The sequence below is a fragment of the Lysinibacillus sp. FJAT-14222 genome (assembly GCF_001278875.1).
Taxonomy (GTDB): Bacteria; Bacillota; Bacilli; order Bacillales_A; family Planococcaceae; genus Lysinibacillus; species Lysinibacillus agricola.
In genome coordinates this window covers 38,553-52,235 of record NZ_LIYL01000059.1, presented here as the reverse complement: position 1 = coordinate 52,235, position 13,683 = coordinate 38,553, and the positions used below count along the sequence as shown (strand labels likewise).

The 13,683-nt window shown below is 35.7% G+C and carries 13 protein-coding genes and 1 other annotated feature; of the genes, 4 read left to right on the top strand and 9 right to left on the bottom strand.

Annotation, left to right across the window (positions count from 1 at the left end; genetic code table 11):
- Position 1 precedes the first annotated feature (1 nt).
- Together AN161_RS23925 and AN161_RS23920 are read right to left on the bottom strand one after the other, a co-directional pair.
- Positions 2 to 430 carry a GNAT family N-acetyltransferase gene (locus AN161_RS23925; RefSeq protein WP_053596820.1) on the bottom strand — a complete coding sequence of 143 codons (429 nt, stop codon included), beginning with the start codon at positions 428 to 430 and terminating at the stop codon, positions 2 to 4.
- 15 nt (positions 431 to 445) lie between these two features.
- Positions 446 to 886, bottom strand: a complete 441-nt coding sequence (locus AN161_RS23920) for a GNAT family N-acetyltransferase (protein WP_053596819.1) — start codon at positions 884 to 886, stop codon at positions 446 to 448.
- Positions 887 to 999: 113 nt separating this feature from the next.
- On the opposite strand from AN161_RS23920, the gene AN161_RS23915 reads away from it, so the two are divergent.
- The gene (locus AN161_RS23915; protein WP_053596818.1) at positions 1,000 to 2,388 is read left to right on the top strand and encodes a PLP-dependent aminotransferase family protein; all 1,389 of its coding nucleotides are present in this window, start codon (positions 1,000 to 1,002) and stop codon (positions 2,386 to 2,388) included.
- A 418-nt stretch (positions 2,389 to 2,806) separates the two neighbouring features.
- Here AN161_RS23915 and AN161_RS23910 read toward each other — a convergent pair whose 3' ends face one another.
- Together AN161_RS23910 and AN161_RS23905 are read right to left on the bottom strand one after the other, a co-directional pair.
- Positions 2,807 to 4,030, bottom strand: coding sequence for a GNAT family N-acetyltransferase (locus AN161_RS23910; protein WP_053596817.1), 1,224 nt, complete (start codon positions 4,028 to 4,030; stop codon positions 2,807 to 2,809).
- Complete coding sequence (locus AN161_RS23905) at positions 4,027 to 4,764, bottom strand: AAA family ATPase (protein ID WP_053596816.1); 738 nt, start codon at positions 4,762 to 4,764, stop codon at positions 4,027 to 4,029. The genes AN161_RS23910 and AN161_RS23905 overlap by 4 nt, the downstream gene beginning before the upstream one ends.
- A gap of 1,196 nt (positions 4,765 to 5,960) precedes the next feature.
- Positions 5,961 to 6,144: a binding site (T-box leader), on the bottom strand.
- Positions 6,145 to 6,414: 270 nt separating this feature from the next.
- Between AN161_RS23905 and AN161_RS23890 the strand changes: the two genes are divergently transcribed.
- Together AN161_RS23890 and fumC are read left to right on the top strand one after the other, a co-directional pair.
- Positions 6,415 to 6,630 (top strand): hypothetical protein, encoded by a 216-nt coding sequence (locus AN161_RS23890; protein WP_053596813.1) that lies wholly within the window; start codon positions 6,415 to 6,417, stop codon positions 6,628 to 6,630.
- 391 nt (positions 6,631 to 7,021) lie between these two features.
- Positions 7,022 to 8,413 (top strand): class II fumarate hydratase, encoded by a 1,392-nt coding sequence (gene fumC, locus AN161_RS23885; protein WP_053596812.1) that lies wholly within the window; start codon positions 7,022 to 7,024, stop codon positions 8,411 to 8,413.
- A gap of 623 nt (positions 8,414 to 9,036) precedes the next feature.
- On the opposite strand, the gene AN161_RS23880 is transcribed toward fumC, so the two are convergent.
- Positions 9,037 to 9,648, bottom strand: a complete 612-nt coding sequence (locus AN161_RS23880) for a Type 1 glutamine amidotransferase-like domain-containing protein (protein WP_075807341.1) — start codon at positions 9,646 to 9,648, stop codon at positions 9,037 to 9,039.
- A 434-nt stretch (positions 9,649 to 10,082) separates the two neighbouring features.
- Here AN161_RS23880 and AN161_RS23875 point away from each other — a divergent pair, with 434 nt between their 5' ends.
- Positions 10,083 to 10,676 carry a YdeI family protein gene (locus AN161_RS23875; RefSeq protein WP_053596811.1) on the top strand — a complete coding sequence of 198 codons (594 nt, stop codon included), beginning with the start codon at positions 10,083 to 10,085 and terminating at the stop codon, positions 10,674 to 10,676.
- A gap of 266 nt (positions 10,677 to 10,942) precedes the next feature.
- Here the strand turns inward: AN161_RS23875 and AN161_RS23870 are convergent, their stop codons facing one another.
- The 4 genes from AN161_RS23870 to AN161_RS23855 form a co-directional block, all read right to left on the bottom strand.
- Positions 10,943 to 11,137, bottom strand: a complete 195-nt coding sequence (locus tag AN161_RS23870; protein WP_053596810.1) for a helix-turn-helix transcriptional regulator — start codon at positions 11,135 to 11,137, stop codon at positions 10,943 to 10,945.
- A 4-nt stretch (positions 11,138 to 11,141) separates the two neighbouring features.
- Entirely contained in the window at positions 11,142 to 11,657 is a 516-nt protein-coding gene (locus tag AN161_RS23865) for a DUF6773 family protein (protein WP_053596809.1), read from the bottom strand.
- A gap of 227 nt (positions 11,658 to 11,884) precedes the next feature.
- Positions 11,885 to 12,463 (bottom strand): signal peptidase I, encoded by a 579-nt coding sequence (gene lepB / locus AN161_RS23860; protein WP_277815980.1) that lies wholly within the window; start codon positions 12,461 to 12,463, stop codon positions 11,885 to 11,887.
- Positions 12,464 to 12,811: 348 nt separating this feature from the next.
- A complete protein-coding gene (locus AN161_RS23855; RefSeq protein ID WP_053596808.1) occupies positions 12,812 to 13,285 on the bottom strand; it encodes an MFS transporter in 474 nt (157 codons plus the stop codon).
- Between the last annotated feature and the right edge of the window lie 398 nt (positions 13,286 to 13,683).

Below are 13,683 nucleotides of genomic sequence, written 5' to 3'. Positions count from 1 at the left end.
TTCACAATACTTTTCGAAAAGAATAGCACCATTTCTCATACCCTAATTGATCTTCATAAAAACGATGTGCACTAATCCTTTGGATACCAGACTCTAAAGCAATATAGTGCGCCCCATTTTCTTTGCCCCATTCGTGGAGGTAATGCAATAATTTCTCACCATAGCCTCTTGAACGATACTGCTCATCCGTTACTAAATCATAAACAAAAATATGGCGTTCACTATAAAAATTGACTCTCCAACTTAATCCGGCGACTGCCAACATGTTCATATTTTCGTATAAAGCAAATAACATATAGCCATCTTTCATCATTTCCTTTAATAGTTGGAGATACTTTTCTACTGTTAATTCCGTACGGAGCTGCACCATAACAGCATATGCTTCCATCCACTCTTGCTGCGTTGTTAATTGCTTGATGGTTACGGTCATTATTCGAACCTCCATTTACCAATACTTAATATAATGAAATACTCCATCGTCTATTTTCATCCCAAGCTTCTCATATAGTTTTTGAGCACGAACGTTGTCTGTCGCTGTTTCTAAACCTATATAACGCGCATCTTTCTGTAAACAATACGAATAGCTCTGTTCAATTAGTGCCTGTGCGACACCTTGTTTCCTAGCATGCTCTGCCACAAATAGATCGTTTAAAATAAACGCCTTTTTCATTGCAACAGATGAAAAAGTAGGATATAGCTGAACAAAACCAACTGGCTGCGCATCTAAATAAGCTAGAAAAATGACCGACTCCTCCTTATTTAAACGCTCCAATAGAAACTGCTCAGCCTGTTCTAAGTTAGATTGTTGACCGTAAAATTCTCGATAGGCATTAAATAATGGCACCACGTCTCCAACTGTTGCTAAGGTTACTATACAAATCTCCATTCACTTATCTCCCCATTTCCTTTTTATAGGTCATTCTTGTATTATGATAAATAATAAACTGACATTTAAAAAGAAACAGTTCTAGACATTTCAACATGTCATGGAGGGACTTTATGAAGGATTTTATTTTCTTATTCACAGATGAAGAGGCAAAGTATAAACAAATTTATGAGCAAGTCAAATGGTTAATCGAACAAGGGAGATTGAAAACGAATGATTCTCTTCCTTCTATTCGACGGCTAGCCGATACTTTACATGTCAGTCGGAATACAATGTTAACTGCCTATGAGCAGCTCGTAGCGGAAGGTTACATACGTGGTGAAAGACGAAAGGGTTATTTCGTCAATGAATTTGAGCAAGTGTTTCTACAGGAAGAAGAACGATCAAGTCTTACTCAAAAAACGCATAATAACGGTGAAGATATCATCATTGATTTTCGCGCTGGCGCTGTCGATCAACAGCAATTTCCTCTAAAAGCTTGGCGACAAATGGCCAATCAAGTATTACCATTAAAAAATTGCTATGAATATGGGGACCCTTTCGGTGAACCATTTTTAAAGGAACAGCTTGTGCATTATTTGCTTCAAGCTCGTGGAGTCCATGTACATGCAGAGGACATTATTATCGGTAGCAGCACGCAGCAAATGTTAATTGATCTGGGCTTTCTGTTTAAGCAGGATTTCCCAAGTGTTATTTTAGAAGATCCCGGATACAATGGTGCACGAGAAGCATTCAAGATGCATGGCTTTCATATAGAGACATTACCTGTGTTGGAAAATGGTGCACAACTTGAGCATTTAGCACATTTACATTCGCGCTTACTATATGTCACACCTTCCCATCATTTCCCGTATGGCGTTTCCATGAGCATTCAGCAGCGGCAAGCTTTAATTCAGTGGGCAAAAAAAGTTGATGGTTATATACTTGAGGATGATTATGATGGTGAATTTCGGTATACACAGCGACCATTTCCTGCTCTCGCCTCTATCGACAAGTCACGTGTTATTTATATGGGAACATTTTCAAAATCGTTTTTACCAGCCATTCGTTTAAGCTATATGGTGCTACCGAAAGCACTGGTTCACCCATATAAAGAACGCTTTGCTCATTTTGAACAAAACGCTTCGACCTTACATCAATTAACAATGGCGAAATTTATGGAACAAGGTGAATGGACACGGCATATTAAAAGAATGCGCATCATCTATAAACATAAAATAAATGGTCTTGTAGCGGAACTTAACAAGCAATTCGGAGAAAAAATCACGCTATTAGGTGAGCAATCTGGGCTATATATATTGGTGAAAGTGCATTCTCAACTTTCAGAAGAGCAGCTTATTCACAATGCAGAACAATACGGAGTTAAGGTCTACCCTACGAGCCCATATTTTCAACAACAGCCTTGCTCTGTACCTATTATACAATTGGGTTTTAGTAAGTTAAAAATGGAGGAAATCATCCTCGGTGTACAATTGCTAAAAAAAGCTTGGGTAATGGAATAAATATCCATAACTGCAGTAGTTTTGGCTATTTTTGATCTCGATAATCATATGTGTCGTCAGGTAAATCCCATGTCACAGCGTTAATACTTACCGTATCATAGTCAAACCGACGCCTTTTTCACTTGAACCTAAGCAGTTCCTTGGGTGACCTGATTAGTTTTCTCTTAGACCGGAGCAGTTCTTTCACTTACCCGATCAGTTTTCTCTTAGACCGGAGCGATTTTCCGTGGACTCGATCAGTTATCTCTTAGATCAGAGCAGTTCTTTCACTGGCCCGATCAGTTTTCTCTTAGACCTGGGTGGTTCTTTCACTCACCCAATCAGTTTTCTCTTGGACCTAAACAATTTTGCCTTACCGAAGTTGGACCCACAGAAAAAGGAATTTGTACAGTTGCCCCGCACAAATTCCCCGTTATTTCTAAAAATAATCAATAAACGTTGGAATGCCGTTTGGTAGCACCGTCTCTAATAGCGCAATTTCAATGGCATTGCCGTGCAAACGTTCGATTTTTTCTAAATAGCTTGGCCGTTTATAGCCTAGTAACATCGTGGCAAGTGTTTGAACCGTTAGTTGAATAGCATTTTCAGACAAAGTCTCACTAACCTTTTCAACGGTAGCTTTTCCATTCTGCATCGTTATGACAAATGTGCCATTATTCCAAGCTACGATGCGATCACTAACAGCTAGTCGAAGCTGAAAATCATTGCCCACGAATGGATAACGTAGTAGAAATTCTTTGACATCTACTATGCGCGCCATAAAATACGGCGATACCTTTTGAATAATTTCACTATCCTCTAACAAAAAGGCAACGGCTTCATTGCCGGTTGTTTTACCATAAACATTGTAAATCATCGAGCTATGAGCAGAGACAAAATTCCATAAGCCTTTTCTTGCCTCTTCCTGCAAATAGACAATTTCATCGATGTAATAATTTTCCTCCATTATGCGGTAAAACATATAACCTTGTGGAACATCATCCTCATCATAATATACCGCTGCCTGAAGATTCACATCACTATCAATAAATTTTTCTTCCCAAAAATCTTCCTGGAACTTTTCATTCCAAGCAATGCTATTACGTACCATAACACCATGCGTCTTCTGAGCATAGCGCGCATAAATAGTGACAACATCTTCATGCTTTGGATCGACACGACGGATTTTACCGTTTAAGCCTTTATAGTGAGGAAGCTGCGTATCCTTGACCTGAAATTCCACAATATCACTCATAATTTCCCAACCCTTTTTTCGGTAATAAGGGATAGAATATGGAAATAAATAGGATATACATTGTCCTTCATTGCGCATCCGCTCCAAGCTCTCGATGATAAGGCTTTCCATCAAACCATGCCCAGAATATTCTGGGTACGTTCCGACCGCAGTAATGCCTCCCATTTCATAAATCCTACCATGAACATTTACTTCAAAAGGTAGACTTAAAATTTGAGATACAAGATGTGAACCATCGAACCAACCAATGGCATGTCCCTCATTAAATTGCTTGCTTTTGGCATTCACAAAGCGACGGTCCTTATGAATGGACATGGACATTTGAAAAACATAATTAAGTAAATCTATTGACTGTGCCATTTCATCTAATCGAATTTCTCGCATGACTAAGCCTTTTCGTTGATTCATGATTCTCTCTCCTCATCAAATAACTCTGAAAAAATAGTTTCTGGTGCATTTAAAAAGCGCTTTGTGACAATGTAATGTATGGTATCTTCATAGCGAATAGACTCAATATCCCCGTTATCAAAACTGTAGATTGTAGCATTTGGATAGCCGAGCAAAATAGGTGAGTGTGTGGCGATAATAAATTGTGCCTCATGCTCTAAATCCTTCATAATTTTCAGTAGACTAAGCTGTCTCGTTGGTGACAAAGCAGCTTCAGGCTCATCCAATAAATAAATGGCCTTGCCTTTAAAGCGATGCATAAATAACGATAAAAAGGACTCACCGTGTGACTGATGATGTAAAGACTTTCCACCAAAAGCGGCATACTTTTTCTTAGGGTCATGTTCTTCTAACAAATCAATATGACTTGCAAATTGATAAAACGTTTCCGAACGTAGGAAAAAGCCATTTGAAACCTTCGGCCACCAGGATAAACGGATAAATTCCCCAAGTGCAGATTCCGCTTTATGTACTTCATATAAATTTTGGCGGCCGCCACCCGCTGTATTAAAATCACAGCGATCAGCTATAGCCTCCAATAGGGTTGATTTCCCAGAGCCATTTTCCCCAACAAAGAAGGTCACATTCGTCGGAAACTCTAGCTCCTGTAAATCCTGCAAACTTGATATATTGAAGGGATATTGGCCTTTATCTACAATATCTCCCTGTAATACCTTACATGATTTTAAATACATTTCGTTTCCTCCCTTACTACTATTATAACGCGCTTACGCTACTCTGAAACCGCCCTTTTTTCCAAATACAAGCTACACACCCCCAAAATAAACAATAGACTTATGCCTAAAAGGGAAACGGGCGACCATGATAGCCTTGAATCAAATATCTGAAAGAAAAATGTGAATATTAGAACAAAGCATAAACTCATCATTACTATTAATGGCGAACAATACTGAATACCTATCTGCAATAAATACATCGGAAGTATGACACCCACTGCTATTACTGCAATTATCCATGAAATATTTCCCGAGAAATATTTAAAAAATATGTCGAAAGTTGCGAAAAAAGATAATAAAATTATGCCATAATAGCGATTTACTAGAATCATTGAGGTAGTCCAACCAGCCTCACTTAATCTCTTAGAATACATCGTACAAAGTACAGCTCCAACTCCACAGCCAACACTCGCTATTAATGCCAAAATCACGGGCAATGTTATGTCCATTTGAACTGTTGATTTCCCACTAATATTAATATAGCACAAGCGATAAATGTTCCCGATGCAATTACCCACTGTGCTTTCGGAATCGATTCCTTAGCGAAAACAGCTAATATCAAGACAAAAAGCGGTCCAATGCCCATCTCTAGTGCACTTACAATCGCTGACTCTACATATTATCAATTATGGCATAATTGCGTCCGGAATCGGCTTTGTGCTTGCACAAAGAACTCCTTTCCGATTCCGTGACATCCGCCGGAGGCTTTCACTTCTTTCAGCGGGTAAACAACCGCTGAAAGAAGTGAAAGCAAAATAAAAGCCCATAAATGCTAACATAGATGCGATATTCAACTTCACTACATAATTTATATTTCCCTTCCACAGATTAGCTTGTTTATGTTTGCGTACAAAGAAAGAGAAATAAATTGCTGTCATGAAAAAACTAAAACCAGTAAATAAAAATGTCGGTACTTCTTGTACCTGCTTTGCATAGAAAACCTGGCTCATCGAAGTTTAAAGTGCTGAAAATACAAGAGCTAGTAATCCCACTGTCGTTGCCTGTTTTTTTGTGATCCCCATACATTTCCCCCTATTTATTTTTATAAACACACAGACCGAGAATTTTGTCAATGAAGCAATTCATCTTTTCTGAGCGATCCGGTATTCGAGCGCTCCTCAATTTCCCAAATAAAAAACTTCATCTCAAATAAATATAGAGACGAAGTTATCCGCGGTACCACTCTGATTAGTTGGAAAGCTCACTTTACTATAACGGTAGCAGCCGTTTATGCTTACTGTGTTCAGCATAAAAACTCCTGGACGAGTTCATAAATGGTTTGCGATGATTTCTTTAAAGCAAACTACATTCATTACTACTTCCAATCATTGTTAATTTATTTTCGGTATATCATAGTCTATTTCCATTTTTTCGTCAAGCCTCTAAAATGCTCTCAACCATTAATCTCACCATAAACGCCTTTTTAACAAATGTTCTATATTTTAAGTGCTTATCATACATTGAGTAAAACCTTCCCCCTGTTAATTAACCCCATAAAAACACTACCTCTCTACATTACATAAGAACAATTAATGGTGTTGTAATAAAGGAAGGTAAAACTAAGTCTTTTTTTCTAGGTTAAATAAAAAAGTTATAAGGAGAATAAATATGTTTGTAACTCATTTTTATGAAAATAAGACGTCCGTTCTAAGCCAGCTACTAGTAAGTCTACCAACTGTCGAAGAGAACATTAAAATTAAAGGACGTAAAGCAAAAGTTGTTCAGATTCTTCAAATAGACGACAACAACTATCACGTGAGTATCATTTTTGAAAAAGTGCCTAAAAAACAACCATTAAAAGAAATTGGGAAGAAAAAGAGATAGCTCTTCCCCATTTATCTAATTACGCTATCATTCAAATGGTAGCGTTTTAACTCTTTAAAAGTGGATATCGAATTATTCATTGCGAATTATTCTCAAAAAGTTTAAATATCTTCAAGCTAAATTGTTGACTTTCTAATTGATAACAATTATCATTATCAGTAGATTATTTCTTTACTCCAAATTGCTTAATTCAGAATCCCCCTCTTTTTTGAAATAAGCATGTATCAAACGGATATTCTTACATCAGACTAAGAATATCCGTTTTTTAACTTTATCCCGCATTTAACGGGCAGTAAAACTAATAATCAGTCGAGGATGAAGAAAACCCCACTGATTAAAGTTTCACTTTAATTAGTTGGAGAGATTTACATAAATAAAGGAGCTGTTTTACATGGATTATCGTATTGAAAAAGACACTATGGGTGAAATTAAAGTACCTGCAGATAAAATTTGGGGTGCTCAAACGCAGCGCAGTAAAGAAAACTTCCAAATCGGTACAGAACAAATGCCGATAGAGCTGATTCAAGCAATGGCTATTTTAAAGAAAAGTGCTGCTATCGCCAATAATAAACTAGGTAAGCTTTCACATATAAAAGCAAATGCGATTGTGCAAGCAGCTGATGAAATTTTAAATGGTCAATGGGACGATCAATTCCCTCTTGTAGTTTGGCAGACTGGTAGTGGTACACAGTCAAATATGAACGTCAACGAAGTAATTGCGCACCGAGCAAACCAAATTTTACAAAATGCTGGTGAAGCTGATCGCATTCATCCTAACGATGATGTCAACAAATCTCAAAGCTCAAACGATACTTTCCCTACAGCTTTGCATATTGCGGCAGTGTTAAAAGTTGAAGATTATTTACTCCCTCGTCTACGCTTACTAAAAGCAACGCTTGATGACAAAGCAGAGAAATTTAAAGATATTATTAAAGTTGGTCGTACACATTTACAAGACGCAACACCACTGACTTTAGGTCAAGAAATTAGTGGTTGGGCAGCAATGCTTGCTAAGTCTGAGCATATGATTATTCAAAACATTGAATATATGAAGGAACTAGCAATTGGTGGAACAGCGGTAGGTACGGGTATTAACGCACACCCTGAATTTGGAGAGCGTGTAGCAGCGGAAATTAGTGAAATTACAGACAAACATTTTACTTCTGCAGCGAATAAATTCCATGCACTAACAAGTCATGATGAAGCCGTTGTCGCACATGGCGCATTAAAGGCTCTTGCAGCCGACTTAATGAAAATTGCCAATGATGTTCGCTGGTTAGCAAGTGGCCCTCGTTCTGGTATTGGTGAAATTACGATCCCAGAAAACGAGCCAGGCTCATCCATTATGCCAGGTAAAGTGAACCCAACACAAAGTGAAGCGATGACAATGGTTGTTACACAAGTCGTTGGGAACGATGCAACAATTGCCTTTGCCGCTTCCCAAGGTAATTTTGAGCTCAATGTCTTCAAGCCAGTAATTATCTATAACTTCTTACAATCAACTCGCCTACTAGCAGACACAATGAAATCCTTTAATGATCATTGTGCTGTCGGTATCGAGCCAAATAAAGAAGTGCTTGACCACAATTTACAAAATTCATTAATGCTTGTAACTGCATTAAACCCTTACATCGGTTATGAAAATGCGGCAAAAATTGCGAAGAAGGCCCATAAAGAAGGCACAACATTGAAAGAAGCAGCGATTGCAACTGGTTTACTAACAGAGGAACAGTTCGATGAATACGTAGACCCTGCGACGATGATTTATCCAAATGTAAAGTGACAGGAATGCAAGTTAAACACATATAGCTGAATAAACGTTTATATATCAATGTTTTTATGTAATAAACTCCCTTATGCAACTAGCCAAATAAATGTATATTACAACTTGTTGTTGGGGCTAATAAAGCACGGCGAGCGTGTGTACAAAAATGTATGATTAGGAATGGGGTAAATTCCCCAGTCCTTTTTATTTTGGGTCTCCACAAAAAAACACCTGCCGTAGCAAGTGCTTTTAAAACATCTCCCCAAAATTGGGGACATCTTTTCGCTATTGTTCAAACATTGTTCATCTCTCCATAATTATTTTTCACAGTTAGAATAGAATATACCCTCACCGCACAGAATAGTTTTTAATTGAATAAAAAGGTGGTGAGAATATGAAAGTTGAATTAACGCTCACTTGTTCTGAATTACTTTTGGTTTTCTTTGTACTTGAAAAAATCTTCTTCTAGTTAAGAAGGTGACAATGCTAAAGGAAAAGGCATTGTCATACGGTTAAATTAACAAAATACATAAAAGCATTTTTCTTTTATTACAAACACATAATAAAAAGCCACAACTCATCGCGAGTGTGACTTCTTCATAAGTACATCTGATATAATTTTGTTTCTTAGATATTTACATTTAAATAACTTCAATATCATCATCTCGAACTAAAATTACTTGTGAGTTTGATATCAGAGTAAGTGGAATTTTATTGTTATAATTAGTAATTACCTCGTCAATCATACTATTAAAGAATTCATGTCCATAATGAGGGACAGGATATATTGAAATTAGATTTAAGCCCTTCGTTGATTCTAATTGTCGTGCTTTACCCTTTTCATCAATATATTTCACATAGTCTATATCAGGCGCCATTATTATTGAGCCTGCAGACTCACCTATATATATCTTACCGGAATTAATTTGTTCAATAATTAATTGATCTATCTCCGACCTTTTTAATTCTTGAAGTAAGAAAAATGTATTTCCTCCGGATACATATATAAAATCATTGTTTTTTAATATTTTTCCTGCTTCACTTTTATCAGTATTAGATATATCTAATACTTCTACAATCATTCCCAGCTCTTCAAAAACAACTTTTGCTGACTCTACATAATGTATTTCCTCTTCAACTGCACTCGCAGTTGGAATAAAAGTAACTCTTTTTCCTTTAATATTTTCTCCAACGAAACCTTTCAAAAAATGACCAGCATCAGAAAATGAAGAAGATAAAAACATTTTTTTCATAAAATACCTCCCAATATAAGAACGTAGGTTCTCGTCCATTATACTAAATCTTGTAAAATAATTCAAATCATTAATCTACTCTATATGCGCAACTCTTTAGCATTGCGTCACATACTTTTTGTATGCATAATAAGAAGCCACACCTTGTTAAATGTGACCTTATGTACTACCTTGTAATTTTTTTGCACAAAAATGAAATCTTTAGATCTCTTTCGCCTCCCGAAAGGTAGCGCAAATAATAATAAAGATTGAGGCTAATTGTTTCAATCTTTATTATTTAGGCTTTTTTACAAAAAACTCGTCACTATTTATTGTAGGTTAGCGATATTAGTTCCCTATTTTTAGCTAGACATGACACTAATTATTGTTTTATTATAAAACGATTAGAGCAATTGATATCAGCTAATTAAAAAATTGTAGAGGGGTGTTCCTTGATGACAAATAGTATAATGAATCCTAAGGTGGATGAATTTTTAAGTAAAGCTAAGAAGTGGCAGGAAGAATATTCGGTGTTGAGAAATATCGTTCTTGACTGTGAGCTGACTGAAGAATTTAAATGGATGCATCCATGTTACATGCTTGAGAAAAAAAACATCGTGTTAATACATGGATTTAAAGATTATTGCGCGCTTCTGTTTCACAAAGGTGCCTTGTTAAAGGATGCCCACGGGATTCTAATTCAACAAACGGAAAACGTACAGGCGGCGCGCCAAATTCGTTTCACCAATGTTCAAGAAATAGTTGGAATGGAAAGCATTATAAAAGATTATATTTATGAAGCCATTGAAGTTGAAAAAGCAGGTTTAGAAGTGCAAATGAAAGAGCATAAGGAATACATAATTCCTGAAGAACTTCACAACAAATTCAATGAAATCCCTGCCTTAAAAACTGCTTTTGAAGGATTGACGCCAGGACGACAAAGAGCATATATTTTACATTTTTCTCAGCCTAAACAACCCAAAACGCGAGTGTCTAGAATTGAAAAATGCACGCAGCAAATTCTTGATGGAAAAGGATTAAATGATTAAGTTTATACGTAAGAACATAAATATTAATTGCTTGACCTAGCCGAGCATGTACGAAAAGGGTTGGAGCAAATTGCTTCAATCTTTTTTATTTTGGGCGTAACTAGAATTCCAAAGAATAAAAGAGACTATCTGTTTAGTCGATAGCCTCTTCGATAATATATTACACAGATTACACTTCTGTTCATTACATCTTGAGCGCCAATCCTCGTGTACCACTGAATGATAAATCTTTACCAAGTTTTTAATCCTATAAATTGACCACAATTTTACTCCTCCCAAAACAATTCATCTAGAGTTTTATTTAACGTCTTACATATTGAAATACATAAATTCAAAGTCGGGTTATATTTACCTAATTCAATTAATCCGATTGTTTGTCTAGTGACCCCTACTTTTTCAGCCAATTCACCTTGTGATAAATCGTGTTCAATTCGAGCCATTTTTAAACGTATGTTTTTCACCTTATCACCACTTGCTATCTTTATCTTCTAAAATTCTTTGAACCACTTGATCACTTTTCTTTTTAGCAAGCACATAAATTAAGATTAAAAATCCAGCAAAAAATAGTGCATACATGAACAGTGATACAAAGAATACAAGAAAGAAAAAATATATTGCTTGTTGAGTGCTTTCTGCATAGTTGAATGCACTGTTAACACCAAAAATAATTGCAATAACCATACCAACAGCCACACCGAAAATAATATATTTAGTACTTAATTTAACTTTACTTGTACTATCGTGAATCTCTACTTCATCTGTAAATACGCCGAGATATGCTGCTCTAATAAAATAATAAACAGATGAGATTAATAAAATCAACCATTCTGTTGTTACATTTTGTAAGGGCACTCCCATTGTCATGTATTTTATTAGGATTGAAATTAAACATGCAAAAATGATAACGTAATACATTTCTTTGTAAATTTTATTTTGCAGATTTTTAACTCGTTCATCAACGTTTTTATTTTTCCCAAACATCAATATTTTACCTCCTCCTGTTTTATAATTTAAATTATACAGAATATTTGTCTTTTTGCAATATATACATTGCATTAAGTTAATTATATTTACCATTGATTAAATCATACGCTTGGTCGTGTGTTTCCACAAATGTTGATTTAACAAAAGACAATACAAAAAAACCACTCATTGTGGAGTGGTCATGTTTATTATCTTTATCAAGTTTTTAAGCTTTGAGGCTCCATTTAGTTAAACCTGAAGTCAATATGCTCGATCGGCCAACAGATGATACTTGTTGTACCCATTATTCTTTCTTTAGGGATGAACCCTACCTCAGGATTTCTACTATCGTTACTTATACGACGATTATCACCTAATACAAAGTAATGCCCTTCTGGTACGGTAGTTTCACCTAAATATTGTTCTAACGTAAAATCAAAAGTGAGTGACCCAGTATCTTTTTGTTCCTTCTTGTATTGATCTAAATAAGGTTCACTGTACTTCTTCCCGTTTATGTATAATTGATCATCCTTATACTCGATTTTATCTCCTGGTAGACCAATGATACGTTTAATATAATTTGTTTCTTCATTCATTTGAATAACAACAATGTCAAATCGATCAAATGACTTAAATTTCGGACCAATTTTGTTAACAATAACACGGTCGTGGTCTTCAAGTGTTGGCATCATAGAAGCACCTTTTACGAGTACTGGAGTAAATAAAAACTGCTTGATTACAAACGCAACCAATAAAGCGAATGCAATTGCCTTTATCCATTCAAGGAACTCACTCTTTTGTTTTTCCTGAATTTTTTCTTCCAAAATTTCACCTCCTAGTGATTCTCTTATTTAATACGTTAAATAAATAAAATAGTTTCAATTTTTATGAATCATCACCATAACGTGGGGTTGATTTCCGTTCCGGCTGGGCACTTTCCTGGGGCGTCCAGTCGGAACGGAAATCAACTTATATACAGGGCATACGTTTTAACAAATGTCAGCCACAACTTTTGGTGATGATCCATTTTTATTAATAAATACCAATTTTTCACCAAACATCAAGTGAAATGAATACAAGTTGAGAACACCAAATTGACAAATCCTGTTTATATTAATGTTCTAGAGCAAGGTTGTAGCTAGTAAAATACTAGGCTTATGCTCCATTAAGAGCTAAGTATTTTCCATTACATTAGTTGAGTCTTCTTCCTTTGTCCTTATGATAATAGGAGCAAGACATACCCCAACAATTGTAAAGAACAGGCCCGCAAAAAAACCGAGTGTGCGTGGCTCTATCCACCCTAAAAGAAATCCGGATAGTGCCATAACTGCACCCATTATAGTATTTTCCATTATTGTAATTAATCCAAAAAATCTCCCAAGATATTTAGAAGGAACATTTTTCATGATTAGTGTTTGATTACAGGCGATGCTTACACCTCCAAATAAAGTACCTATGATTAAAAAGATTGAAGCAACCCAAAAATTGGATGATTGACTTAATAACATATTGGCAACGCCTTCGAGACTCAGTACAATAATTGCTACTAACTTTACATTTTTTGATAATTTACTAGTTATACTAGAGCTTAATACAAGCCCAAGACCTAGCGCTCCATAAAAAATACCAACCCCTATATGCTCCATATCGAAGATTTATGCCATGTTAAAATCGAAAACGCCATTCCAAGAAACTATATAGTAACAGCATTTTCAAATTCAACAAAAACCTTCCAAAATGAATTCGGAAGGTTGCGCTTTTTAGTATAGCATGAAGTGTTTTTTAATTTAAAAGATTTTTATTGACAATCTATTAGCTGGTTAGTGGAATATCAATTTATTTTCTATCTCTTATTTCTTCTAGTATTTCTATTACACGATTGTTTTGTTTTTCAATAGATTTTAACCTTTTTTCAATTATGCTTGAAGAGAAAAACACAATTAGTACAATAGCTATTCCAATTATTAAATCTATTTTTATCCCCCGTCTATATCATTGTTTATCTATGTATTTTTACTTAATACTACATACGTTTCAAATGGCT

Coding starts and splice junctions, on each gene's coding strand:
- AN161_RS23925 (WP_053596820.1), bottom strand. CDS start 430: ATGACCGTAACCATCAAGCAATTAACAACGCAGCAAGAGTGGATGGAA.
- AN161_RS23920 (WP_053596819.1), bottom strand. CDS start 886: ATGGAGATTTGTATAGTAACCTTAGCAACAGTTGGAGACGTGGTGCCA.
- AN161_RS23915 (WP_053596818.1), top strand. CDS start 1,000: ATGAAGGATTTTATTTTCTTATTCACAGATGAAGAGGCAAAGTATAAA.
- AN161_RS23910 (WP_053596817.1), bottom strand. CDS start 4,030: ATGAATCAACGAAAAGGCTTAGTCATGCGAGAAATTCGATTAGATGAA.
- AN161_RS23905 (WP_053596816.1), bottom strand. CDS start 4,764: ATGTATTTAAAATCATGTAAGGTATTACAGGGAGATATTGTAGATAAA.
- AN161_RS23890 (WP_053596813.1), top strand. CDS start 6,415: ATGTTTGTAACTCATTTTTATGAAAATAAGACGTCCGTTCTAAGCCAG.
- fumC (WP_053596812.1), top strand. CDS start 7,022: ATGGATTATCGTATTGAAAAAGACACTATGGGTGAAATTAAAGTACCT.
- AN161_RS23880 (WP_075807341.1), bottom strand. CDS start 9,648: ATGAAAAAAATGTTTTTATCTTCTTCATTTTCTGATGCTGGTCATTTT.
- AN161_RS23875 (WP_053596811.1), top strand. CDS start 10,083: ATGACAAATAGTATAATGAATCCTAAGGTGGATGAATTTTTAAGTAAA.
- AN161_RS23865 (WP_053596809.1), bottom strand. CDS start 11,657: ATGTTTGGGAAAAATAAAAACGTTGATGAACGAGTTAAAAATCTGCAA.
- AN161_RS23855 (WP_053596808.1), bottom strand. CDS start 13,285: ATGGAGCATATAGGGGTTGGTATTTTTTATGGAGCGCTAGGTCTTGGG.